Origin of the sequence: Pseudomonas sp. TH21, assembly GCF_016651025.1 — a bacterium.
Taxonomy (GTDB): Bacteria; Pseudomonadota; Gammaproteobacteria; order Pseudomonadales; family Pseudomonadaceae; genus Aquipseudomonas; species Aquipseudomonas aylmerensis.
This window is the reverse complement of sequence record NZ_JAEKEQ010000001.1, coordinates 5149100-5173372: the sequence shown is the minus strand read 5'-3', so window position 1 is coordinate 5173372 and position 24273 is coordinate 5149100. Positions and strand designations below refer to the sequence as shown.

Sequence of the window (24273 nt, the reverse complement as noted above, 5' to 3'; positions counted from 1 at the left end):
ATATTGTCAGTTATTCCCGTGGGAATAATCAGTGTCCTTCCAGGCCATTTGCGCAAAACAGAGGGCTAATACGTCAAAAACGACCTGGAATGTCGCACACGCAACAGGTTTTACGGCTGGCGGGGCGCAGTGACTTCATAGCCGGCCAGGAACAGATCAATGGCGGACTCGATGACGCTGGCCTGGTTGGCCGCATCCAGGGTGGGTTGGCCGAGGGTGATCTGTGGCCAGAAGGCGAAGGCCTTGAGCAGGCTCTGGATCTGGTGGGCGGCAAAGGCCGGGTCGCTGCAATTGAGCCGTCCATCTTCCTGCGCGGCGCGTACCCATTGGGTAAAGCCTTCTTCACGCTTGCTCAGACGGTTGACCATGTCTTGCGCGCGTTCCGGCGAATGAATGGTGGCGGCGATCGCCACGCGGGCCAGGTCGAGGAAGTTGGCGTCCGACATCATTTTCATCTTCGCCTCCAGCAACCCACGCAATTGTTCACGCAATGGGCGGTCACTGGTATAGCTGACGTCGAGTTGGGCGACGCTGCTGGCCCAGAGTTGGTGGAGAATTTCGGCGAACAGCTCTTCCTTGCTGGGGAAGTGGTTGTACACCGTGCGCTTGGATACGCCGGCGGTGGCGGCGATCTTGTCCATGCTGGTGACCTCGAAACCGTTGGCGCGAAACTCGGCAATAGCCGCAGCCACGATGGCTTCGCGTTTACGGTCAGTGAGGCGTAGAGGGGCAGTCATGGGTGGCGCTCGGCTCGTCAGGGTAAATTACACTCAGTAGTTTACTTGCTCGGGGTTTTGTTGCAATCTAGAAACTACACTGTGCAGTGTAATTTTATGCGCGATCGGTAGGAGTCACTCAGTTATGGCCACGATTTCAAGCCGTCTCAAGCCTTCGCCTGCGGCGCCCAAGCCTGCCGAGCAGGACCAGGGGCATTTCAGCAACGACGCCCCGGTGCAGCACGGCGGTTTTGGCAAAACCTTGCGTATCTTTTGGAACATGTTGTTCAACAAACCGCGCAGCACGCGGCCGGTGGGGCAGATCCCGGTGCAGCCGCTGACCCGCGAGCAGTTGCTGGCGGCGCCGGATCACAGCGTGTACCGCCTGGGGCATTCCACGGTGCTGCTGAAAATGCGCGGCAAATTCTGGCTGACCGACCCGGTGTTCGCCGAGCGTGCCTCGCCGTTCAGTTGGGCCGGCCCCAAGCGTTTTCATCAGCCGCCCATCACCCTTGAAGAGTTGCCGCCGCTTGAGGCAGTGATTCTTTCCCACAACCACTACGACCACCTTGACCACAAGGCTGTCATCCAATTGGCCGACAAGACCCGGCACTTTCTTGCGCCGCTGGGCGTGGGCGATCTGCTGATCAAGTGGGGCGTGGATGCCAGCAAGGTGCGGCAACTGGATTGGTGGCAAGGCACTGAGGTGGATGGCCTGCGTTTTGTCGCCACGCCGGCGCAGCACTTTTCCGGACGCGGCCTGTTCGATGCCAACCAGACCTTGTGGTGTTCCTGGGTGATGATCGACGGCGCACGGCGGATCTTTTTCAGCGGTGACACCGGCTACTTCGATGGCTTCAAGCGCATCGGCGAACAGTACGGTCCGTTTGACCTGACGTTGATGGAAACCGGCGCTTACAACGTCGACTGGCCGCACGTGCATATGCAGCCGGAGCAAACCCTGCAAGCGCATATCGACCTCAAGGGCCGCTGGTTGCTGCCGATCCACAACGGCACTTTCGACCTGGCATTCCATGCCTGGCACGAACCGTTCGATCGCATCATGGCCCTGGCCTGGGAACGCAATGTCTCGATTACAACGCCGGCGATGGGGCGGGCGTTCAGTTTGAACCAGCCGGAACGTGGCAACGCGTGGTGGCTGGATGTGGAAACCCAAGGTGCCCAGGAGCGCCTGTTGAGCTGAGCTGTGGGAAAAGGAGTTTTCAAGCTGTTTCAGGGCTGCGACAGACGCCAGCCAAGGGTGCGATGATCCCCGGAAGTCGGTTTTTCGGGGGTACTTCTTATGGAAGGCAAAGGTAGGACATCTTGGCATGGGGGCACGTGCCCGACCGGGCACGCGGTGTCAGCGCTACTCGAGTCGGCAGTCTCGGCGCCCCTCCTCAAACAGTTGCTTAACGAACCGGCGAGTGCGCACGGTATCGCTTTTGGCAGCGACCCGCAGTCTCATGCCCACCCTGAAGGTCGCATTCCGATCCCTGGCTACACCTCTCCGGCTCTTCCGCTGAAACCGGTGCGTGATCCGTCGTTATCGTTGATTGCCTTGAGTGGCGTTGACCCTTCGGGGCCGGTCATGGTGGAAGTGCCCCTGGTGCAGAACAACAACGTCTTGGCGGTCAGCCAGGCATTGGCGGGCAGGCGCATCGGCTTCGCCGAGCGGTTTGTGCAGGGCGAGCCGCTGGAGCACTCGGCCGCCTTCTTGAACGCGCTGGACGTGCTTCGCCGGGCCGGGGCGCAACTGGTGCCAGTGCTTGCACAGCGTAGCGATGACAGCCTGCTGTTCGACCTGCAGACCCGCAACGAAATCGACGCGCATGTGAGTGAAAATCGACTGGATGCGTTGGTGTCGGACAGCCGCAGCGCGGCGTTTCATGCGGCCTGCTGGGCCGGCTACCCGGTGCATGGCGAGCCGCTCGAAGAGGGCGCGACGGTGTGGTTCTACGGTGCGCGTTGGTCGAAGGATGCGCTGCAGGCGCTGGTTCAGGAATACCGCAGCGCGCAAGGCCTGATGCCGGCACCGGTGCAATTACAGTGACCGGTTGTGTTGACTAATCCTACGCCGTGAACGCCTTGGGTCGGGCTGCCTGGGGCGCGAGGCCTTCTTAGACTGGTGATGGATCAACGTCGATCCCTCGTCATTTCTTAATCCTGAAGAGGTCTTATGATCGGTCTTGTATACGGTGTAGGGGCTGTCGTTCGGCAAGTCGCGCAGTCCTGGGTTGTCGACCCTGTGCCCGCAGTTTCAAAATCCGTAGCCCCAGGTACCGAGTACCTCAGTGTCAGTGAGCTCGGCGCGCACATGGCCAGGCCCGGCGGACTCACATCGGTGAGCCTGGTCCACTACCTGCAACAGCGCATTCTCAAGCTCGACCCGCAATTGAACGCCGTGATTGAGCTCAATCCGGATGCGCTGCGCACTGCTCGCGAGTTGGATCAGGAGCGCGCCAGTGGCAAGGTGCGCGGGCCGCTGCATGGTATTCCCATCCTGCTCAAGGACACCCTCGAAGCCACCGGCATGCAAACCAGTGCGGGAGCATTCGGCCTGGTGGGTGAGGCTGTCGGCAAGAACGCCCCGCTGGTGGATAACCTGATCAAGCAGGGCGTGGTGATCCTGGGGAAAACCAATATGACGGAACTCGCGGGCTTTCGTGGCGCGCCCGATGGCTGGAGCAGCCGGGGCGGGCAAACACTTAACCCGCATCAGGCAGATGCTGACGTGGGGGGCTCCAGTTCCGGTTCGGCGGCCGCGGTCGCCGCCGGGCTGGCCCCCTTGGCAGTCGGGGCGGAGACGAATGGTTCGATCATCGTACCGGCGGCACTCAACGGCGTGGTCGGGCTCAAGCCCAGTGTCGGTTTGCTGGACCGTAACGGCATCATTCCGGCCAGCCAGCGACAGGACACGCCGGGCCCGATGGCACGCTCGGTGTATGACGTGGCGCTGATGCTCAATGCCATGTCAGGCCGCGACCCTGATGACCCGCATAGCGTGGGCGCTCCCGAGGGCGTGGACTACACGCGGTTGCTTGTACCCGGCGCGTTGACGGGCAAGCGTATTGGTTATCCGACGACGTTCAGTGCAAACGGCGAAATCCTGCCTGTGGTCAACAGTGCGTCATTCACGCGGACACTTGAGGTGCTGCGTGATCAAGGCGCGGTCCTTGTGCCCGTCGACATGCGCCTGGCCGACGCATCACGCTATGAGGAGTTGCTGCTCTCGGATGTGAAGGAGGAAATGAATGCTTACCTGGCCAAACGCCGCGGATTGCCAGTCAAGTCGTTGACGGAGCTGATCAAGTTCAATGAAGACCGCGACGGCACCGAGACCGATCACCAGCCGATGCTCAAGGAAATCGCTGCCTCCACTTTGACGCCGGACCAACGAGGGCCGCTGTGGGACGAGCTGATCGAGGATTTTCGCAGCACGGTGGATGATCCGATCAAGGCAGAAAACCTTGATGCCATGGTGACCGACTTCGAGACCAACGCTTATTTCGGCGTGGCCGCGGCGGGTTACCCAGGGATCACGGTGCCTTCCGGAACGAACGAGGACGGCCTGCCCACCAGTGCCTACTTTTTCGGCACCCGCTGGGCTGAACCGACCTTGCTGGCGGTGGCCCATGGGTATGAGCAGGCGGCCCAGGCGATGGTCAACCCCAGGCTCTGAAGCTACACACCGCCGCGCGCGGCAGGGTTGCGGTGGTCCGGCTGGACCCTACGCGCCATTCGGTTGGGGCGTGGATGAGTCAATGGATACCGCAGTTGAGCCCATCAGCCGCGAAAGGATGGTGGGTGCGGCGGGCTCGGTCGGGTGGGTATCGAACCTGCGCACACTCATGCCCCACCCCGGCGCAAACCCCGGGAAAAACACCAGCCCTTCGGCTTCCAGGCGGAACGCCACGGCCAGGCGGGTTTCATCACCCACGTCGCCCAGGCTTTCGAATTGTTGGATGGCCTCCACCGTCACATCGGCCTGGCGCGCCAGGTCTTCGCGGCTCCAGCCCAGCATCGCGCGGGCCTGTACGCTGTGTTTGGCGGTGAATTGATGCAGGACGATCTGCTGATCGACGAAAGAGCGCATTGCCAGAGAGGACATGGAATTTCTCCAGGGTTCGACGGGGAGGACAAACTATACTGTGTTTTTGTACAGTTGTTTTGACCGCTCATCAACTGGATTTTGTTGATGGCTTTCAGCCCCCGGTTATTCCAGCCCCGGCGCCTCGCGAATAAGCAGGTGATCGAGGTTTTCGATATTCGCGCTGAACACCCCGAAGGTCTGCTCGGGTTTTTTCTTGCTCGGTACCTGTTTCAGCTCCGGCGTCACGCCGTAGAAGAAGCAGTACAACGCCCGGTCACTGTCTGCCGCCGCCCTGATCTGCTCCAGGAACACTGAGCGTTTGCGGTAGTTCTCGATGAGCTTTTTGCTCAGGTAGACGTTGACTGAATAGGGCTTCTTGTCGAGCCACACCTTCTTGTCGAAGTCGATGCGAAAGCTGCTGGTGTAGTCCTTGATCGCCTTGATCTTGCCCCAGTAGATCAGGCCCTTGTTGTCCTGCAGGTATTCGATTTTCTTGAAGAACGTCGAGTAGGTCGCGGTGTGGTCGCCGATCTTCAGCGGCATGCTTTTGAGCTTGTCCTTGTCGTCGATATTCGACACGAAGCATTCCACGGGGTGGGCAAACACGCTGGTTTTGTCCGGGGTGGTGTCGTGGGAACTGCCGGACGGGCTGGTGCGGCTTGACGGCGTTTTCTCAGGGCCCTGTGGGAGATGTCCTTGAGGGCTGGTAACCGCGGTTTTAGCCGCGTACGTACGCCGTGTCAGGACAAATTCGGATGGGAAGTTTTCCTCGCGCTCGTCGTCATTTTCGCCGGTCGCGGTCTTGTGGGTACTGGCGTAACGGCAGCCGTCGATATGCCGGGTGCTCGGGGTGTTCTTGAAGTGCGGGGTGCGCAGGTAGTTGACGTTCTTTGCGTTGAATGTGCTCAACACATTGCCTGCCTCGAAGGCTGCACGGCAGTCATTGTTGGGGCAGAGGAAACTGTCCTGGTCGGAATCGAAGGCGACGGTTTCGTCGAAATTCAGGTCACGTACGTCGTAGATCGACAGCTTGTCATCGAGACTCAGGCTGTAGGCCGTGTCGAATTTCATGGGGCTCGGGTCCGTGAGAGGTTTCGCTATTAATAGCCGGATCCCGCGTAAATATCAGCAAGAAACTGCGACCCGCCGCCCGCTCAAGAAGCACAGCGTGCCGCCGATGGCCGTCAGTGCACCCAGCGCATAAAACATGCTGGTCGGCGCGGCATTGATCAGCAGGTAGCCGCAAATCACCGGGCTCATCGCGCCGCCAAATGCCGCCAGGTTCTGCGCGCCGTAGTAACTGCCGCGCAGTGCATCCGGGGCGATGGTGTCGATGAACAGGAACTCCGACGGGTAGATGATCATCTCGCCCAGGGTGAACACAAACATCGCCAGGCACCAGGTGAGCAGGCTGTTGGCCAGGCTGAAACCGATCAACCCGAGGATGAACAGCAAGGTGCCGAGCACGATCCAGTAGCGCAATTGTTCACGCTTGAGAAAACGCCCGATCTGGTACTGCATCAAAATCACGGTAATGGCGTTGCAGGCCAGCACCGCCGACAAAATCTTCAGCGCCTCGGCAGGTTTGTAGGCAACCAGCAGAAATTGCGACAGATAAAGCGTATAGCGCCCGTGGACAATGGTGCTCAGCAGGCTGCCGCTGGTAAACAGGATCAACGTGCGATCACTGCGCAAGGTGCGCAGGGTGCTGAGGAAACTCAGGGGTTTGTTGCTGTCGTCGCGCTGGGTCGGCGGGATGCCGATCATCAGGAATACGCTGCCAAACGCGATGGCGCTGGCGATCAGGAACGGCGCCAGCTGCATGTGTCCGGCGATCACCACGCCGACCATCGGGCCGGTGGCGTAGCCGACGTTGGTCAGGGTGTAGCGCAGGGAAAACACCTTGGCGCGGTCGCCCACCGGCAGGTTCTCGCTGATGATCGCCTTGGAGCCGATCAGGAACAGCGCCGACGCGGCTTCGGTGATCACCAGGGTCAAGGTGGTGAGGTAGAGGTTGCTGGCAAAGGTCAGCAACAGAAAGCCGATGGCGCTGGAGAGCATGGCCAGGATCAGCAGCTTGCGCTTTTCCAGGCGGTCGATGATGTAGCCGCCATACAGGCCCAGCAGGGTCGCGATGAAGACGGCAATACCCATCAGCAGGCCGATGTCCTGTTGGTTGAGGCCCAGGCGGGTGCTCAGCAGCAGGGCCAGCAAGGGGCTGGTCATGGCGCGGCTGACCACGATGGTCACCGAGCAGATCATCAGGCGGCGGATTACCAGGGAGTAGGTGGCCACGGTGGGGCGGATGTCCTTATTCTTGAGGCAGGTTACGATCTTTCATACACAACAGATCCCTTGTGGGAGCGGGCTTGCTCGCGAATGCGGCGGGTCAGTCGGTACATTCGTCGCTGACACACTGCATTCGCGAGCAAGCCCGCTCCCACATTTGGATCGAGTTACTGGCCGGAATTGATGGTGATCTTCTCGACCGCACCTTGCTCCAGATCCCACTTCTTGAGGATCTTGCCGTAGGTCCCATCATCGAGCATGCCCTGCAACGCCTCACTGATCGCGCTGACCAGCTCGGTATTGCTCTTCTCGATCCCCAACCCGGTGAACTGCTTGGAAATCGCCAGGCCTACCGGCTTGTACTTGCCCTTGTCCAACGACATCAAATAAGGAATCGTCTCGCTGCCCTGCATCGCCGCATCCAAACGGTTCTGCTGCAACTGGGCACGCGCGTCCGCCGAGCCTTCAGTGCCGATCACCACGATCGCTGGCTTACCTGCTGCTTCGCAGTTTTCCTTGCTCCACGCGGCAATTTCCGACGGCCAGGTCGTACGGCGGCTGGTGCCGACTTTTTTACCGCACAGGTCAGTCAATTCCTTGAGGTCTTCGCGCTTGGCCAGGGTGTACAGCTGTGGGCCACTGGTGAAGTAGTCGATAAACGTCACGGCTTTCTGGCGCTCGGCGGTGTCGCTCATGCCGGACAGCACGATGTCGACGCGCTTGGTGGTCAGCCCGCTGAGCATCTGCTCGAAGCCGGTTTCCTGCCATTTGATCTTCACGCCCAGGCGCTCGGCGAGGGCGTTGCCCAAGTCGAAGTCCAGGCCCGTGAGCTTGTTGGTGGCGGTGTCCTTGAAGTCCATCGGCGGGTAGTTCGGCACGATGGCCGCGCTGATCTCACCCTTGTCCTTGATTGCCGCCGGCAATGCCGCGAATACACACGAGGAGGCCATCAGGCCTGCGAGCAACGTTGGGATAAACAATGTTTTCATGGGGGCGTTCTCGTTAGTTTTCTAGTTAAGTGCGAACGGCAGAAATAAAGCTTTGGGTACGCGGGTTTTGTGGGCTTATTAGAATTTCTTCCGGGCTGCCGGCTTCCACAATCTGGCCGGCGTCCATAAACACCATGCGGTTGGAGACTTCACGGGCGAAGCCCAACTCATGGGTGACCACGATCATGGTCATGCCGGTGGTGGCCAAATCGCGCATCACCGACAGCACTTCTCCTACCAGCTCCGGGTCGAGGGCTGACGTGGGTTCGTCAAACAACATCAGCTTGGGGCGCATCGCCAGCGCGCGGGCAATCGCCACACGCTGTTGCTGGCCACCGGACAATTCCACCGGGTAGGCATTGCGCTTGTCCGCCAGGCCGACGCGGGCCAGTAATTCCAGCGCGTCCTCGGTGGCTTCCTTGGGCGAGCGCTTGAGCACCTGGCACGGGCCTTCGATGATGTTCTGCAGCACGGTCATGTGCGGGAACAAATTGAAGCGCTGGAACACCATGCCGGTGGCCAGGCGCTGGCGCGCGATCTGCGATTCATTCATCTCGTGCAACTTGTTGCCGACGACGCGGTAACCCACCAGTTCGCCGTCGACCCAGAGGCCGCCCTTGTCGATTTTTTCCAGCTGGTTGACGCAGCGCAGCAGCGTGCTTTTACCCGAGCCGGACGGGCCGATGATGCACATGACTTCGCCTTGCTCGACCTCGATATTGATGTCGCGCAGCGCGTGATACTGGTCGTAATACTTGTTCAGGTTGACGGCCTTGACGATGCTTCTCATGGGGCAAATCTCCTCAACCCAGACTTACGAACGCTTGCCGGCGCCGCGGGCAAAACGACGCTCGAGGCGGCTTTGACCAAATGAAAGAACAGTCACCACCGCCAGGTACCAGATGCCGGCAACAATCAGCAGCTCCATGACTCGGGCGTTGGCGTAGTAGATGTTTTGCGCGTTGTGCAGCAGCTCCGAATACTGGATCACGCTGGCCAGGCTGGTCATTTTCACCATGCTGATGAACTCGTTGCCTACAGGCGGAATGATCACTCGCATCGCCTGCGGCAGAATTACCCTACGCAGCGCTTGCAGGCTCGGCATGCCGATGGACTTGGCGGCTTCGTACTGGCCGGTGTCCACCGACAGCAGGCCGGCGCGCACCACTTCAGCGGTGTAGGCGCCCTGGTTGATACTCAGGCCGAGCAGGGCGGCCACGAATGGCGTCATCAGGTCGACGGTGTCGATGCTGAACAGGCCGGGGATCGCGATCACCGGGAAAATCAGCGCCAGGTTGAACCACAGCAGCAGCTGCAAAATCAGCGGCGTGCCGCGAAACAGCCAGGTATAGGTGATGGCCACGTAACGCAGGATCGGGTTGGCCGACATGCGCATGATCGCCGTGATGACCCCGATCACCACCCCCAGCGCCATCGCCAGGATCGACATGACGATGGTGTTGACCAGGCCCCAGAGGATGGCTTCAGACGTGAGGAACTGACCGATGTAGGACCATTCGATCTGGCCATTGGCGAAGGCGCGCAACAGCGCGGCCAGTGCGATCACGATCAACGTGGCGAAAAACATCCGTCCGTAATAACGACGCGGCACGTGCTCGTACTGCGTGATATCGAACTGGTTCTCGGACAACTTGCGCTCGGCTTCCAAGCGCTCCGCCGGGGTTTGGTTCATGGTGCTACTCCACTGCTGTACTCGATCCAACGGTTAAAACACGGTCCGAATGTGGGAGCTGGCTTGCCTGCGAAAGCGCCAGCAAACTCACCACAAAGGCCCAGGTTTAAATCCGAAACCCCTGATAACTTTCAGCCCACTGCTGCTGAGCCGCCAACGCCACCTTCAACCGCCCAATCTGCTCCCGAACCCGCTCCGGCGCCGTCCCGCCCCAGCCACTGCGCGCCGCAATCGCCGCCTCCAGGGTCAAGCAGTCGCGCACTTCCGGCAGCAACCGAGCATCCACCTCTGCCAACATCGCCGGCGAGGCTTCCCACAATTCAATCTCATGCTTCTCACAGGCCTGCACCAAGGCGCCGGTAATCTCATGCGCCTCCTTGAACGGCACACCGCGCGTTGCCAACCAATCCGCCACCTCAGTCGCCAGGGTGAAGCCCATCGGCGCTTGACGCCGCAGCTCTTGCACCTGCACTTTCATGGTCGCAACCATCCCGGCCATCGCCGGCAGCACCAGCAGCAGGGTGTCCACGCTGTCCAGCACGCTGTGCTTGTCTTCACTCAAATCGCGGTTGTACGACAGCGGCAGCGACTTGAGCGTCGACATCAACCCGGTCAAGTTGCCGATCAAGCGCCCAGCCTTGCCCCGGGCCAATTCGGCAATGTCCGGGTTCTTCTTCTGCGGCATGATCGAGCTGCCGGTGGCGTAGGCATCGTCCAACACCACCCAGCGAAATTGGCGCGAAGACCACAGGCAAAACTCTTCCGACAGGCGCGAAATATTCACCCCAAGCATGCCGGCCACGAACAGGAATTCCGCCACATGGTCACGGCTGGCGACCGCATCAATGGAGTTTTCGCACGGTCCGGTGTAGCCCATTTCCTTGGCCGAATGCTCCGGCTGGCGCGCAATCGCCGACCCGGCCATGGCGGCCGCGCCCAATGGCGACAACGCCGTACGCGCATCCCAATCGACCAGACGCTGCACATCGCGCAGCATCGACTGGGCATGCGCCAACAGGTGATGGGCAAACACAATCGGTTGCGCCTGCTGCAAGTGGGTAAAGCCCGGGCAGATGCTCTCCACATGCTGCTCAGCCTGCTCCACCAACGCCTGCTGCAACGCCAGTACCTCGGTGGTGATGGTGCGTGCGTGGTCGCGTAGGAAAAGGCGCAGGTCGTTGGCCGTCTGGTCGTTACGCGAACGCCCGGCGCGCAACTTGCCGCCCAGGGCGCCCAGGCGCTCGGTCAATACGCGTTCGATGAAGGTGTGCACATCCTCATCATCCAGCGTCGGATGCAGGCGGCCGGCGGCGAAGTCCTCGCCGATCCGGTCCAGGGCCTCCAGGGTGCGCAGGGTCTCCGACTCATCCAGCAAACCGGCGCGCTGCAACTCACGGGCATGCGCACGGGAGCCAGCCAGGTCGTAGGGCGTCAGGCGGAAATAGCGCTCAGGGCAACGTGACAACGCGGCCAATGCTGCAGACGGACCGGTCTTGAAACGAGCGCCCCAAAGGCGGTCGGTGGGCTGGGACATGGGTATTCCTCACGCTTGTTTTTAGAAGAGTCGGAGGCAGTAAAAATAAGTTTTCAACTAGACTGAATCAGCGTCTGACGCGCCGTATTCAAGGTTGCCAAGGGCGGATGTTTATGTTCATTATCGCCGCCTGGCTGTGTTCAAGGACTGGGTCAAAGCCTGTTGAATATGGCACTTGAGGTCAACGCGTATTATGGAAACTCCACTTTCCACTTCTGGAAACCTGCCACCCAAACCCGGCACAAGACCGCCCCTGCAACTCAGTGGTTTGGACTTCAAATTGCTCCGGGTATTTATGGCTGTGGTCGAGGCTGGCGGCTTCAGCGCTGCACAAAACGAGCTGAACGTGGGCCTGGCAGCGATCAGCAAACAGATCTCCGACCTCGAAATCCGCATCGGTATGCGCCTGTGTACGCGGGGCCGGGAGGGCTTTGGACTGACCGAAGAAGGCAAGTTGGTGTATCAGGCGTCCATCGAGTTATTTACCTCGGTCGACAGTTTTCGCGACAAGCTTAGTTCGGCGCAAAATGAACTGATCGGCGACCTTAGTGTGGGCGTTATTGATACTACCGTCTCCGATATCAACTCGCCGCTCATTGACGCGTTGAGGAAGTTGCACAGCGAATCGCCAAAAATAAGATTGCGCCTACAGGCCTCGCAACTTGACGAAGTTGAGCGTGGCGTCGTGGAAGGGCGGCTGATTGTCGGCATCGTGCCGGTGTACCAGCGCCGTGAGGAATTCGACTATTTCCCGCTGTATGAAGAAATAGCCCACGCTTACTGCGCCGTAGGACATCCACTGTTCAATGCGAGCGACATCACCCCCGAGGTGTTGCGCCAATACGAAGTGGTCAACCACCGGTACGCGATCCACCGCGACAAGGCCAACTTCGTCACCTACGACAGCCAGTCCGCCTCGGCCTCACAAGTGGAAGCCGTCGCCATCCTGATCCTGACCGGCCGCTTCCTGGGCTTCCTGCCAGAACACTACGCCGCGCCGCTGGTAAGGGAAGGGCGCCTACGCGCACTGTGCCCGGACCACGTGCACCTGAGCACCGCCGTCAATCTGATCCTGCGCCACAACGCCCCGCGCAGCCCCATGGTAAAAGCCTTCGCCACCGCCCTGGGCGTAGACCTCAAGGCCGCAACATAACGCCAAGCGCCGATCCCGACACGACATCGATCAAATGTGGGAGTTGTCGAGCCCCAGCGAGGCTACGAAGGGATCACCTCGGTCCATCCGCCGACCTTATCTATCTGCATCGACCCCCAGCACCCCATGCTAGCGCGCTTCCCAGCCTGAAACCGATCAAAATGCGGGAGCCCTCGAGCCCCAGCGAGGCAGCGATGGGATCGCCTCGGTCACCCGCCGACCCCACCCACCCGCATCACCGCTGCAACTTGCCCTGCTTCTTCTTCGAATGAAAATGCCGAAAATGCGCATCCTGCGCCGCCGCCAGCAGCTCCCGATCCCCGCGCGTATCGCCCCAGGCCCGCAGCCGATACTCCCCCAGGTCCCCATACACCGCTTCAAGGCGCAGCACCTTATTCTCACAGCGGCAATTATTCCCGGTGAGCTTGCCGGTCAACACCCCATCCACCACTTCAAGCTCAGTCCCAATCAACTTGATCCCGAGCCGGTCAGCAAACGGCTGCAACACCAACGCCGGCGACGCCGAACACAACGTCACCACCGCCCCCGAGCCCAACTCCTGCTCCACTGACAGCACGCCCGCCGGGCGCATCAACCGCGCCCAATTGCGCTGGCAATACTCCTCGGCCTTCTGCTGCACCCACGACTTCTCGACCCCGGTCATAAAGGTGCGAATCAACTGCGCCTTCAACTCATCCCGGCTGATCTGCCGCAGCAAAAAACGCAGCCCAGGCACCGCCAGCTTGACCATCCGGCCATAGAACTCGCCAGGGCCAAAGGCAAACTTGAGGAACGGCACAAAACTGTCGTGATGGGTCAGGGTGCCGTCGAAGTCAAAGACGGAAAGTACTTTGGCATCCACAGGGCCGGCTTCGAGCATGTCTGGGTTCACGGGTTGGCCTCGGTCCTATCTAGTATTTTTTGAGTGTGCATCAGGTGTGACAGCAGGAGTTTACTCCCGTGCCAATCTTCCAACTTTGCTGTAAAGCGCTGCAGTCAAAGCGTTCCGATCACTCGACCGGTGACAACGCTGATGGCAATTGGGACACAAGGCTACAGCATTGGTGATGCGATCCGAACCCTTCTGGGCGAGGTGGCCGGCCTGATGTGCTTCAAGAAGTAGCAATTCACTGGGCATAAAAAAGCCCTGAACATGTCAGGGCTTCATGGGGTTGCTTGGCTAAGGAATCAATCCCAGCTCAGCGCGCCGCCAGTCTGGTACTCGATCACACGGGTCTCAAAGAAGTTCTTCTCTTTCTTCAAGTCCATGATCTCGCTCATCCACGGGAACGGGTTAGTCGTGCCTGGATACTCTTCCTTCAAGCCAATCTGCGACAGGCGACGGTTGGCGATGAACTTGAGGTAGTCCTCCATCATCGCCGCGTTCATGCCCAACACGCCGCGCGGCATGGTGTCACGCGCGTATTCGATTTCCAGCTGAGTCCCCTGCAGGATCATCTGGGTCGCTTCTTCTTTCATCTCGGCATCCCACAAGTGTGGGTTTTCGATTTTGATCTGGTTGATCACATCGATACCGAAGTTCAGGTGCATCGACTCGTCACGCAGGATGTACTGGAACTGCTCGGCGACGCCGGTCATTTTATTGCGACGGCCCATCGACAGGATCTGGGTGAAGCCGCAGTAGAAGAAGATGCCTTCCAGGACGCAGTAGTAGGCGACCAGGTTGCGCAGCAGCTCCTTGTCAGTCTCGACGGTGCCGGTTTCGAACTTCGGATCGGAGATCGAACGGGTGTATTTCAGGCCCCAGGCGGCTTTTTTCGCGACCGATGGGATCTCGTGGTACATGTTGAAGATTTCGCCTTCATCCATGGCCAGCGATTCGATGCAGTACTGGTAGGCGTGGGTGTGGATCGCTTCTTCGAAGGCCTGGCGCAGGATGTACTGGCGGCACTCCGGGTTGGTGATCAGGCGGTACACGGCCAGGACCAGGTTGTTGGCAACCAGCGAGTCGGCGGTGGAGAAGAAGCCGAGGTTGCGCATGACGATGCGACGTTCGTCGTCGGTCAGGCCTTCGGGGTTTTTCCACAGGGCGATGTCGGCGGTCATGTTGACCTCTTGCGGCATCCAGTGGTTGGCGCAGCCGTCGAGGTACTTCTGCCAGGCCCAGTCGTACTTGAAGGGCACGAGTTGGTTGAGGTCGGCGCGGCAGTTGATCATGCGCTTTTCGTCAACGGCGACGCGGGCGGCGGAGCCTTCCAGCTCGGCGAGGCCTTCGGCGACGTCGAGTTTGTCGAGGGCGGCCTTGGCGCGCACGATGGCGGCGGAGTCACTGGCGGTGACGGCGCGCGCTTCGATGGCGGCAGCGGCGCCGGCACCGTCGAGGCGGTCCATGTTGGCTTCGGTGGCGTGGCCGGCGTTGGCGCCTTTAGCGGCTACTTCGCCTTCTTCTTCTTTGTCGAATTCGTCCCAGCTCAGCATGACGTGTCGTCTCCTGCGTGAGGGCGCAAAGGGGCCCGTGTGAAACCGGATGGTTGGGTGTTCACACGGCCCTGAGGCCGCGGTGGATCTTAAGGAATCGTTTGTTGCAACAGCTCGCGCAGGCATTAAACGGAATTGGGTAACGGGTGCTCTGCGTGAGGCTGAGGGGCGGAGCGACTGGTGCATGCTCCAGCGGGAGGCCTCAGGTCTGGCTCTTCATCCCAGTGTAAAGGGATATTGCAGGCCCGATTTACCCGCGCATTATAGGGAAAAATTCGGCTTTGTGTTGCGGCGGATGGTCACGATTGAGCGCCAAAATGGCCTGGTTTTCGGCCAAGGCGCGTGTTTGCAAGGCTTTGCCGGGATAGGAATTTTTTGACGGGCGGTGGGATAGTTTTTGTGGGGGCAGGAGAGGCGGGTAGGTGGCGGGCTTTGGGAGGTAGGTAAGGCTGAAATTGCCATCGCAGGCAAGCCAGCTCCCACATTTGTTTCATGGTGGGTTCGAAATAGGTTCTTGGCCGCAAGAACGATTACTTGCGGCGACCAAGATCCGGGTTTAAACCTGACTCAATAACCTGTTATCCGTTCGAACAACCATTGCCCATTACATGGTAATTAAGAATATGACGCTGACCTTGTGAATCTTCATATTCCATCTTGACCGGCACAACTTCGCAAACTTCCGGGATTGTGCTCATGGACAATACTTTGGCCACATCCAGCTTGGTGCTATAGGTGTAGTCTTCGACAATCGGGGCGTTCTGGCCGGCCAGCTCGGTCGGGGCCTCATCGGCCAGGGCGGCGGTGGCGCACAAGCTGCTGAGGGCCATAACTACGAGAGCTTTCATTACTGTATTTACCTTCTTTAGGTCGAATGGGGTCACGGGGCCCTTGTGAGGCCACGTGTGTAACTTAAGAGTTGGGGGGTTCGGATTAACGTTGCCTTCGTGGGGGCTGTTACGGTGTTAATCACAGTGCCGTGTTGGCGGAGTTGATTTTAGGCCTGCGCGTTATATTCATATACCCGTACTTTTGATAAACACTATTGGCGGTTTTTGTAACAATCGTGTGGTAAAGGTTTTTTCATACAGCTGCAAAGCCCCGCAGGCCACGGGCCAGAGCGGTAAACGGGGATAGCAGGGCAATTTGTAGGGGCTTGTTACTACCATCGTCGAATGGTTCTATGGGGCAGCCCCGGCTACAACAGGGGCCATACAACAACAACTATGTCACCGAGGTAAGAAAGATGAGTGCGGCTTCCCTGTACCCCGTTCGCCCCGAAGTAGCAGCCAACACGCTGACCGACGAGGCGACCTACAAGGCCATGTACCAGCAGTCGGTGGTCAACCCCGATGGCTTCTGGCGCGAGCAAGCCAAGCGCCTCGACTGGATCAAGCCTTTCACCACGGTGAAGCAGACCTCGTTCGACGATCACCATGTCGACATCAAGTGGTTCGCCGATGGCACCCTGAACGTTTCCTACAACTGCCTGGACCGTCACCTCGCCGAGCGCGGCGACCAGGCGGCGATCATCTGGGAGGGCGATGACCCTGCCGAGAGCCGCACCATCACCTACCGCGAGCTGCATGAAGAAGTCTGCAAGTTCGCCAACGCCCTGCGTGGCCAGGACGTACACCGCGGCGACGTGGTGACTATCTATATGCCGATGATCCCCGAAGCCGTGGTCGCCATGCTGGCGTGTACCCGCATCGGCGCGATTCACTCGGTGGTGTTTGGCGGTTTTTCCCCGGAAGCCCTGGCCGGTCGCATCATCGACTGTAAGTCGAAGGTAGTGATCACCGCCGACGAAGGCATCCGCGCCGGTAAGAAAATTCCGTTGAAGGCCAACGTCGACGACGCCCTGACCAACCCGGAAACCAGCAGCATCCAGAAAGTCATTGTGTGCAAGCGCACCAATGGCAATATCAAGTGGAACCAGCATCGCGACATCTGGTACGAAGACCTGATGAAAGTGGCGGGCACTGTGTGTGCGCCAAAAGAGATGGGCGCCGAAGAGGCGCTGTTTATCCTCTACACCTCCGGTTCCACCGGCAAGCCCAAGGGCGTGCAGCACACCACCGGCGGCTACCTGTTGTACGCGGCCCTGACCCATGAGCGCGTGTTCGACTACCGCCCGGGTGAAATCTACTGGTGCACCGCCGACGTCGGCTGGGTCACCGGCCACACCTATATCGTCTATGGCCCGCTGGCCAACGGCGCCACCACCTTGCTGTTCGAAGGCGTGCCGAACTACCCGGACATCACGCGGGTGGCGAAGATCGTCGACAAGCACAAGGTCAATATCCTCTACACCGCACCGACCGCGATCCGCGCGATGATGGCCTCGGGCACCGCCGCCTGCGAAGGTGCCGATGGCAGCAGCCTGCGCCTGCTCGGTTCGGTGGGCGAGCCGATCAACCCGGAAGCCTGGGATTGGTACTACAAGAACGTCGGCCAATCGCGTTGCCCGATTGTCGACACCTGGTGGCAGACCGAAACCGGCGGCAACATGATGAGCCCGCTGCCGGGCGCCCATGCGCTCAAGCCGGGTTCGGCGGCACGCCCGTTCTTCGGCGTGGTGCCAGCGCTGGTGGATAACCTCGGCAACCTGATCGAGGGGGCTGCCGAAGGCAACCTGGTGATCCTCGATTCGTGGCCGGGCCAGGCGCGCACGCTGTACGGCGACCATGACCGTTTCGTCGACACCTACTTCAAGACCTTCCGGGGCATGTACTTCACCGGTGACGGTGCACGTCGTGACGAGGACGGCTACTACTGGATCACCGGTCGCGTGGACGACGTGTTGAACGTGTCCGGCCACCGCATGGGCACCGCCGAGATTGAAAGCGCCATGGTTGCCCACCCGAAAGTCGCCGAAGCGGCGGTGGTCGGTGTGCCGCATGACATCAAGGGCCAGGGCATCTATGTCTACGTGACACTGAAGAACGGCGAGGAGCCGAACGAAGCGCTGCGCCTGGAACTGAAAAACTGGGTGCGCAAGGAGATCGGGCCGATCGCTTCGCCGGACGTGATCCAGTGGGCGCCAGGCTTGCCGAAGACACGCTCGGGCAAGATCATGCGGCGTATCCTGCGCAAGATTGCTACGGCTGAGTATGACGGGCTGGGGGATATCTCCACCCTGGCGGACCCGGGTGTGGTGGCGCATTTGATCGAGACGCACAAGACCATGAACGTCGCGTAAGGCGGGGTAGGTGGGACAGGGCCCCATTTGGCGTGAGCTGGATGGGGCTTTTTTGTTGGCTATCACTGGCGAAACCGGATCACTGTGGGAGCTGGCTTGCCTGCGATGAGGGTGTGTCATGACAGGCCGCTATCGCAGGCAAGCCAGCTCCCACATTTGGAATGTATTTCATGCCGGGAGTGCTGATCGTTCCCACGCTCCGCGTGGAAATGCCGCCCTGGACGCTCCGCGTCTGCTCTTGAGGCGTGACGCAGAGCGTCACAGGGTGTATTCCCACGCAGAGCGTGGGAACGATCTATGCGCAGGCCAATAAATATCGACTTCGTGCGTAGGACGTTTCTGAATGTTACCGAGAGCTCTAAATGTGTAACCCATCGCCCTAACCTGAGGCAAAGTGCTACAACATTGCCCCGAAAAAGCGCGTTTTAGACACCCCAAGAAATAAGATTAAACGCCAGACTTGCCGTGCTAGAAGGGTTTGCGAATAATAGGCCCGCAATTTGCAGCATCAACAGGTTTAATATCTTTTGTCTCTGCATAAAATTCAGAGGCTGTCAATGTGCTGGAACGGCTTTCTCGGTGCTTCTGTAAATTGTTGTCGCATTGAGGAAATATCGGCTTCCGGCCTGTCGTTAGAATGCCGATCACTCGCTCGTCGTCGCAGGTCGTCACCTGCGTAGGACGCAGCACCGCAATTCGGTTTCCCTTAAGTCGCATCGTGGGCCATGGCTCATACTGCTGTTTTGCCCTATACCGATGGAGTCCCAAGATGAAGAAACTCGTGCTGTTGGGCGCCCTGGCGCTATCCGTGCTGTCCATGCAGGCTTTCGCTGAAGGCAAGCCACTGAAGATTGGTATCGAAGCGGCTTACCCTCCGTTTGCCTCCAAAGCTCCCGATGGCAGCATCGTCGGTTTTGACTACGACATCGGCAACGCCCTGTGCAAGCAGATGGACGTCAAGTGCACGTGGGTCGAGCAGGAATTCGATGGCCTGATCCCTGCGCTCAAAGTGCGCAAGATCGACGCGATCCTGTCGTCGATGTCCATCACTGAAGACCGCAAGAAGTCCGTGGACTTCACCAACCGCTACTACCTGAGCCCAGCGCAGCTGGTGATGAAGGAAGGCACCAAGGTCAGCGACAGCCTGGATGAATTGAAAGGCAAGAAAATCGGCGTGCAGCGCGGTTCGATCCACGATCGCTTCGCCAAGGAAGTCCTGGCCCCTAAAGGCGCCACGGTTGTGCCTTACAGCTCGCAGAACGAAATCTACCTGGACGTGGAAGCCGGTCGCCTCGATGGCACCGTGGCTGACGCTACCCTGCTGCAGGACGGTTTCCTGAAGACTCCAGCCGGCAAAGGCTACGCGTTCGTCGGCCCACAGTTCACCGACGCCAAATACTTCGGCGACGGCATCGGCATTGCCGTCCGTAAAGGCGACAAGGAAAACCTGGACCGCATCAACGCTGCCATTGCCGCGATCCGTGCCAACGGCGAATACAAGAAAATCCAGGACAAGTATTTCGACTTCGATATTTACGGCGCTGACCCTAAGTAACTCGTCGCAGCTGTCTGTCCAGAATGGCGCAAGCAACAGAATTCCTGAGGTTTGCGCCATTTTTTCATCCCCCTTTTCGAGGACCTGAATCATGTTGAAAGGCTACGGGGCCGTCATCCTCGATGGCGCATGGTTGACGCTTCAGCTCGCCTTGTCGTCCATGGCCTTGGCCATTGTTCTGGGTCTGATCGGGGTCGCGTTACGCCTGTCGCCGGTGCGCTGGTTGGCCTGGCTGGGTGACTTGTACTCCACGGTGATCCGCGGGATCCCCGACCTGGTGCTGATCCTGCTGATTTTCTACGGCGGCCAGGACCTGCTGAACCGCGTCGCGCCGATGCTCGGCTATGACGACTATATCGACTTGAACCCCTTGGCCGCCGGTATCGGCACCCTGGGTTTCATCTTTGGCGCCTACCTCTCGGAGACATTCCGGGGCGCCTTCATGGCCATTCCCAAGGGCCAGGCCGAAGCCGGCCTTGCGTATGGCATGAGCAGTTTCCAGGTGTTCTTCCGGGTGATGGTGCCGCAGATGATTCGGCTGGCGATCCCCGGGTTCACCAACAACTGGCTGGTACTGACCAAGGCCACCGCGCTGATTTCGGTGGTGGGCCTGCAAGACATGATGTTCAAGGCCAAGCAGGCGGCAGATGCCACCCGCGAGCCTTTTACCTTCTTCCTCGCAGTGGCGGCGATGTACCTGGTGATCACCAGCGTATCGTTGCTGGCCTTGCGTTATCTTGAGAAGCGCTACTCGGTAGGCGTAAGGGCGGCTGATCTATGATCTTCGACTACAACGTCATCTGGGATGCCATGCCGCTGTACCTCGGCGGCTTGGTGACCACCTTGAAACTGCTGGCCTTTTCGCTGTTCTTCGGCCTGCTTGCCGCCTTGCCCCTGGGCTTGATGCGCGTGTCCAAGCAGCCGATCGTCAATGGCGCAGCCTGGCTCTACACCTACGTGATCCGTGGCACGCCGATGCTGGTGCAGCTGTTCCTGATCTACTACGGCCTGGCCCAGTTCGATGCGGTGCGCGAGAGCTTCCTGTGGCCGCTGCTGTCCAGCGCCACGTTCTGTGCGTGCCTGGCCTTTGCGATCAACACCAGTGCCTACACCGCTGAAATCATTGCCGGCAGCCTCAAGGCCACCCCCAATGGCGAGATCGAAGCGGCCAAGGCCATGGGCATGTCGCGCTACAAGCTGTATCGCCGCATCCTGCTGCCGTCGGCCCTGCGCCGCGCGCTGCCGCAGTACAGCAACGAAGTGATCATGATGCTGCAGACCACCAGCCTGGCGTCCATTGTCACCCTGATCGACATCACCGGTGCCGCACGCACGGTGAACGCCCAGTTCTACCTGCCGTTCGAAGCCTATATCACCGCCGGCGCGTTCTACCTGTGCCTGACCTTCATCCTGGTGCGCCTGTTCAAGTTGGCCGAGCGCCGCTGGCTGAGCTACCTGGCTCCACGGAAGCACTGATATGGAACGTATTGATCACCGGCTGCCCTGGGGTCACCTGGGGTGCGAGCGGCAGTTGAGCGTGTTCCGATTCGGCAAAGGCGAGCGCAAGGCCTATATCCAGGCCAGCCTGCACGCCGACGAATTGCCCGGCATGCGCGCCGCCTGGGAGCTGAAGAAACGCCTCACCGAGCTGGAACAGCAAGGCGCGCTCAATGGCGTGATCGAACTGGTGCCGGTGGCCAACCCGATGGGCCTGGGCCAACTGCTGCAAGGCAGTCACCAGGGGCGTTTCGAAATCGGCAGCGGCAAGAACTTCAACCGCGATTTCGTCGAGTTGAGCGCGCCGGTGGCCGATTTGCTCCAGGGCAAGTTGGGTGATGACCCTCACGCCAACGTGCGCATGATCCGCCAGGCCATGACCGATACGCTGAATGCACTGCCGGCGCCGAGCAGCCAGTTGCAAGGCATGCAGCGCCTGTTGCTGAGCCATGCCTGCACTGCCGACATCGTCCTCGACCTGCATTGCGATGCCGAGGCCGCGTTGCATATGTACGCGCTGCCCCAGCACTGGCCGCAGTGGCGCTCATTGTCGGCGCACTTGAATGTGAAAGTCGGCCTGCTGGCGGAAGACTCCGGCGGCAGCTCGTTCGATGAAGCCTGTTCATTGCCATGGTTGCGCTTGTCCCAGGCGTTCCCCGAGGCCCAGGTGCCGCTGGCATGCCTGGCGACCACCCTGGAGCTGGGCGGCCAGGCCGACACCGGCCGCGACGAGGCGATCTTCCATGCCGAAGGTATCCTCGCGTTTCTGGCCGAGCAGGGCCTGATCAAGGGCGAATGGCCGGCGCCGCAGTACGAGCCGTGTGAAGGCCTGCCTTTTGAAGGCACCGAATTGCTCTTCGCGCCCCACGCCGGGGTGATCAGTTACCTGCGTAAGGCCGGTGACTGGGTCGAGAAGGGCGAACCGATTTTTGAAGTGATTGACCCCCTGGAAGACCGCGTCAGCACGCTTTGCGCGGGCACCTCGGGGGTGCTGTTTGCCGTTGAACGGCTACGTTATGCCCAAGCGGGTTTCTGGCTGGCCAAGGTGGCGGGGCGCGAAGCGCTGCGTCACGGGCGCTTGCTCAACGACTGACCACCTGTTTTTGTGAGAACCGACCGCATGTACAAACTTGAAGTCCAAGACCTGCATAAACGCTATGGCAGTCATGAAGTGCTCAAAGGTGTGTCCCTGGCCGCCGCGGCCGGTGATGTGATCAGCATCATCGGCTCCAGTGGTTCGGGCAAAAGCACCTTCTTGCGCTGCATCAACCTGCTTGAGCAACCCCACGCCGGCAAGATTCTGCTCAACAACGAAGAGCTGAAACTGGTGGCCAACAAGGACGGCGCCATGAAGGCCGCCGACCCTAAACAACTGCAGCGCATGCGCTCGCGCCTGTCGATGGTGTTCCAGCATTTCAACTTGTGGTCGCACATGACCGCGATTGAAAACGTAATGGAAGCGCCGGTGCATGTGCTGGGCGTGTCGAAGAAAGAAGCGCGTGAAAAGGCCGAGCACTACCTGGCCAAGGTCGGCGTGGGCCATCGCAAGGATGCGTTCCCCGGCCATATGTCCGGTGGCGAGCAGCAGCGCGTGGCGATTGCCCGTGCCCTGGCGATGGAGCCTGAGGTGATGCTGTTCGACGAGCCGACCTCGGCGCTGGACCCGGAGCTGGTCGGCGAAGTGCTCAAGGTCATGCAGGACCTGGCCCAGGAAGGCCGCACCATGGTGGTGGTGACTCACGAAATGGGCTTTGCCCGTGAAGTGTCGAACCAGTTGGTGTTCTTGCACAAAGGCATTGTCGAAGAACGCGGCAACCCGCGCGAAGTGCTGGTGAACCCGCAGTCCGAACGTTTGCAGCAGTTCCTCTCCGGTAGCTTGAAATAGTCAAGACTGCTTTTGTGCACCGGTTTAGTGCATGCTTCGCAGTCTTAAGTGAGTCCCCATCTAGTGTGGGAGCGGGCTTGCTCGCGAAAGCGGTGGGTCAGTGAGTAGATGTGTATCTGACCCACCGCATTCGCGAGCAAGCCCGCTCCCACATTTAGATCTTCACCCGCTTTTGAGATTTGTGTTGGTTTCCGGGCTAGCATTGGCCCTTGTCTTCATTACTGTTACTCGCTTCGGATAGCCCTCCATGACCGCCCATCGAATTGGTTTCCTGATTTGGCCCAGCACGAAAGCACTGACGCTTGCGCTGGCTGAGGAGGCCTTGCGCGTTGCTCAGCGGGTGCATCCGGATGTGGTGTATGAGCTGTCGTTCCTGCTCGCCGAGCCTGCGACCGATGGCGCCTGGCAGCTGCCGGGCGAGCCGTGGGCGGGCAAGCTCGAAGGCTTCCAGAAGCTGTTCCTGCTGGCGGACGAACCGCCGACCGTGATTGCCTCCCAACTGAGCACCGCGCTCAAGCAACTGGTGCGCGCCGGGTGTGTGATCGGTGGCCTGTCGGCGGGTGTCTACCCGTTGGCCCAGCTCGGCCTGCTCGACGGCTACCGCGCCGCCGTGCACTGGCGCTGGCAGGATGATTTTGCCGAGCGCTTCCCCAAGGTCATCGCTACCAGCCACCTGTTTGACTGGGACCGTGATCGCCTGACCGCCTGCGGTGGCATGTCGGTGCTCGACCTGCTGCTGGCGGTACTGGCCCGTGACCACGGCGCCGAACTGGCCGGTGCAGTCTCCGAGGAACTGGTGGTGGAGCGCATCCGCGAAGGCGGCGAACGCCAGCGTATTCCTTTGCAAAACCGCCTGGGTTCCAGCCATCCGAAGCTGACCCAGGCGGTGTTGCTGATGGAGGCCAACATCGAAGAGCCGTTGACCACCGACGAAATCGCCCAGCACGTGTGCGTGTCGCGACGACAGCTCGAAAGGATCTTCAAGCAATACCTCAACCGCGTTCCCAGCCAGTACTACCTCGAGTTGCGCCTGAACAAGGCGCGCCAGATGCTCATGCAAACCAGCAAGTCGATCATCCAGATCGGCCTGTCCTGCGGCTTCTCCTCGGGGCCGCACTTCTCCAGCGCCTACCGCAACTTCTTTGGCGCCACCCCGCGCGAAGACCGCAACCAGCGGCGCAGCAGCAGCCCGTTCGAGCTGTCGTCGGTACCGTCCGAACGCGGCTGA

22 protein-coding genes and 1 pseudogene are annotated in these 24273 nt (G+C 60.0%); 11 read left to right on the top strand and 12 right to left on the bottom strand.

Going from position 1 to position 24273, the window contains the following annotated elements; all coding sequences use genetic code 11:
- Positions 1–110: 110 nt before the first annotated feature.
- The gene (locus tag JFU04_RS22810) at positions 111–737 is read right to left on the bottom strand and encodes a TetR/AcrR family transcriptional regulator (protein WP_106802823.1); all 627 of its coding nucleotides are present in this window, start codon (positions 735–737) and stop codon (positions 111–113) included.
- Positions 738–861: 124 nt separating this feature from the next.
- On the opposite strand from JFU04_RS22810, the gene JFU04_RS22805 reads away from it, so the two are divergent.
- The 3 genes from JFU04_RS22805 to JFU04_RS22795 all read left to right on the top strand — a co-directional run bounded on the left by JFU04_RS22805 (position 862) and on the right by JFU04_RS22795 (position 4398).
- Positions 862–1920 carry an MBL fold metallo-hydrolase gene (locus tag JFU04_RS22805; RefSeq protein WP_201145749.1) on the top strand — a complete coding sequence of 353 codons (1059 nt, stop codon included), beginning with the start codon at positions 862–864 and terminating at the stop codon, positions 1918–1920.
- A 156-nt stretch (positions 1921–2076) separates the two neighbouring features.
- Complete coding sequence (locus JFU04_RS22800; RefSeq protein ID WP_342389450.1) at positions 2077–2769, top strand: hypothetical protein; 693 nt, start codon at positions 2077–2079, stop codon at positions 2767–2769.
- 126 nt (positions 2770–2895) lie between these two features.
- On the top strand, positions 2896–4398 hold the full coding sequence (locus tag JFU04_RS22795) for an amidase family protein (protein ID WP_201145748.1): 1503 nt from the start codon (positions 2896–2898) through the stop codon (positions 4396–4398).
- Positions 4399–4446: 48 nt separating this feature from the next.
- On the opposite strand, the gene JFU04_RS22790 is transcribed toward JFU04_RS22795, so the two are convergent.
- The 7 genes from JFU04_RS22790 to argH form a co-directional block, all read right to left on the bottom strand.
- The gene (locus tag JFU04_RS22790) at positions 4447–4827 is read right to left on the bottom strand and encodes a helix-turn-helix domain-containing protein (RefSeq protein ID WP_120449597.1); all 381 of its coding nucleotides are present in this window, start codon (positions 4825–4827) and stop codon (positions 4447–4449) included.
- A 105-nt stretch (positions 4828–4932) separates the two neighbouring features.
- Positions 4933–5880 carry a hypothetical protein gene (locus JFU04_RS22785; RefSeq protein ID WP_201145747.1) on the bottom strand — a complete coding sequence of 316 codons (948 nt, stop codon included), beginning with the start codon at positions 5878–5880 and terminating at the stop codon, positions 4933–4935.
- A 54-nt stretch (positions 5881–5934) separates the two neighbouring features.
- Positions 5935–7104, bottom strand: coding sequence for an MFS transporter (locus JFU04_RS22780; RefSeq protein WP_201145746.1), 1170 nt, complete (start codon positions 7102–7104; stop codon positions 5935–5937).
- Between the two features lie 161 nt (positions 7105–7265).
- Positions 7266–8087, bottom strand: coding sequence for an ABC transporter substrate-binding protein (locus JFU04_RS22775; RefSeq protein ID WP_065909178.1), 822 nt, complete (start codon positions 8085–8087; stop codon positions 7266–7268).
- 25 nt (positions 8088–8112) lie between these two features.
- Complete coding sequence (locus JFU04_RS22770; RefSeq protein WP_016974699.1) at positions 8113–8877, bottom strand: amino acid ABC transporter ATP-binding protein; 765 nt, start codon at positions 8875–8877, stop codon at positions 8113–8115.
- A gap of 24 nt (positions 8878–8901) precedes the next feature.
- Positions 8902–9780: an amino acid ABC transporter permease gene (locus tag JFU04_RS22765; RefSeq protein WP_017134649.1), complete on the bottom strand. Its 879-nt coding sequence runs from the start codon at positions 9778–9780 to the stop codon at positions 8902–8904.
- A gap of 106 nt (positions 9781–9886) precedes the next feature.
- Positions 9887–11314, bottom strand: coding sequence for an argininosuccinate lyase (gene argH / locus JFU04_RS22760; RefSeq protein WP_106802830.1), 1428 nt, complete (start codon positions 11312–11314; stop codon positions 9887–9889).
- Between the two features lie 193 nt (positions 11315–11507).
- Here argH and JFU04_RS22755 point away from each other — a divergent pair, with 193 nt between their 5' ends.
- The gene (locus tag JFU04_RS22755; RefSeq protein WP_201145745.1) at positions 11508–12467 is read left to right on the top strand and encodes a LysR family transcriptional regulator; all 960 of its coding nucleotides are present in this window, start codon (positions 11508–11510) and stop codon (positions 12465–12467) included.
- A 235-nt stretch (positions 12468–12702) separates the two neighbouring features.
- On the opposite strand, the gene JFU04_RS22750 is transcribed toward JFU04_RS22755, so the two are convergent.
- The 4 genes and pseudogenes from JFU04_RS22750 to JFU04_RS22735 all read right to left on the bottom strand — a co-directional run bounded on the left by JFU04_RS22750 (position 12703) and on the right by JFU04_RS22735 (position 15754).
- A complete protein-coding gene (locus JFU04_RS22750; protein WP_106802832.1) occupies positions 12703–13347 on the bottom strand; it encodes an HAD-IB family hydrolase in 645 nt (214 codons plus the stop codon).
- Positions 13348–13419: 72 nt separating this feature from the next.
- Positions 13420–13593, bottom strand: a pseudogene (locus tag JFU04_RS22745) (HNH endonuclease); the annotation flags it as partial.
- 62 nt (positions 13594–13655) lie between these two features.
- Positions 13656–14906 (bottom strand): ribonucleotide-diphosphate reductase subunit beta, encoded by a 1251-nt coding sequence (locus tag JFU04_RS22740; protein ID WP_032879817.1) that lies wholly within the window; start codon positions 14904–14906, stop codon positions 13656–13658.
- 578 nt (positions 14907–15484) lie between these two features.
- A complete protein-coding gene (locus JFU04_RS22735) occupies positions 15485–15754 on the bottom strand; it encodes a DUF2790 domain-containing protein (protein WP_027607759.1) in 270 nt (89 codons plus the stop codon).
- 398 nt (positions 15755–16152) lie between these two features.
- Between JFU04_RS22735 and acs the strand changes: the two genes are divergently transcribed.
- The 7 genes from acs to argR all read left to right on the top strand — a co-directional run bounded on the left by acs (position 16153) and on the right by argR (position 24273).
- Complete coding sequence (gene acs, locus JFU04_RS22730) at positions 16153–18108, top strand: acetate--CoA ligase (RefSeq protein WP_065909200.1); 1956 nt, start codon at positions 16153–16155, stop codon at positions 18106–18108.
- A 769-nt stretch (positions 18109–18877) separates the two neighbouring features.
- A complete protein-coding gene (locus tag JFU04_RS22725) occupies positions 18878–19663 on the top strand; it encodes an ABC transporter substrate-binding protein (protein WP_065909201.1) in 786 nt (261 codons plus the stop codon).
- A gap of 91 nt (positions 19664–19754) precedes the next feature.
- Complete coding sequence (locus JFU04_RS22720; RefSeq protein WP_032886746.1) at positions 19755–20444, top strand: ABC transporter permease; 690 nt, start codon at positions 19755–19757, stop codon at positions 20442–20444.
- On the top strand, positions 20441–21139 hold the full coding sequence (locus tag JFU04_RS22715; RefSeq protein ID WP_065909203.1) for an ABC transporter permease: 699 nt from the start codon (positions 20441–20443) through the stop codon (positions 21137–21139). Before JFU04_RS22720 ends, JFU04_RS22715 begins: the two co-directional genes overlap by 4 nt.
- A gap of 1 nt (position 21140) precedes the next feature.
- Complete coding sequence (locus JFU04_RS22710; RefSeq protein WP_201145744.1) at positions 21141–22253, top strand: succinylglutamate desuccinylase/aspartoacylase family protein; 1113 nt, start codon at positions 21141–21143, stop codon at positions 22251–22253.
- A 27-nt stretch (positions 22254–22280) separates the two neighbouring features.
- Positions 22281–23045, top strand: coding sequence for an ABC transporter ATP-binding protein (locus tag JFU04_RS22705; RefSeq protein ID WP_010208310.1), 765 nt, complete (start codon positions 22281–22283; stop codon positions 23043–23045).
- Positions 23046–23292: 247 nt separating this feature from the next.
- Positions 23293–24273, top strand: coding sequence for a transcriptional regulator ArgR (gene argR / locus JFU04_RS22700; protein ID WP_065909207.1), 981 nt, complete (start codon positions 23293–23295; stop codon positions 24271–24273).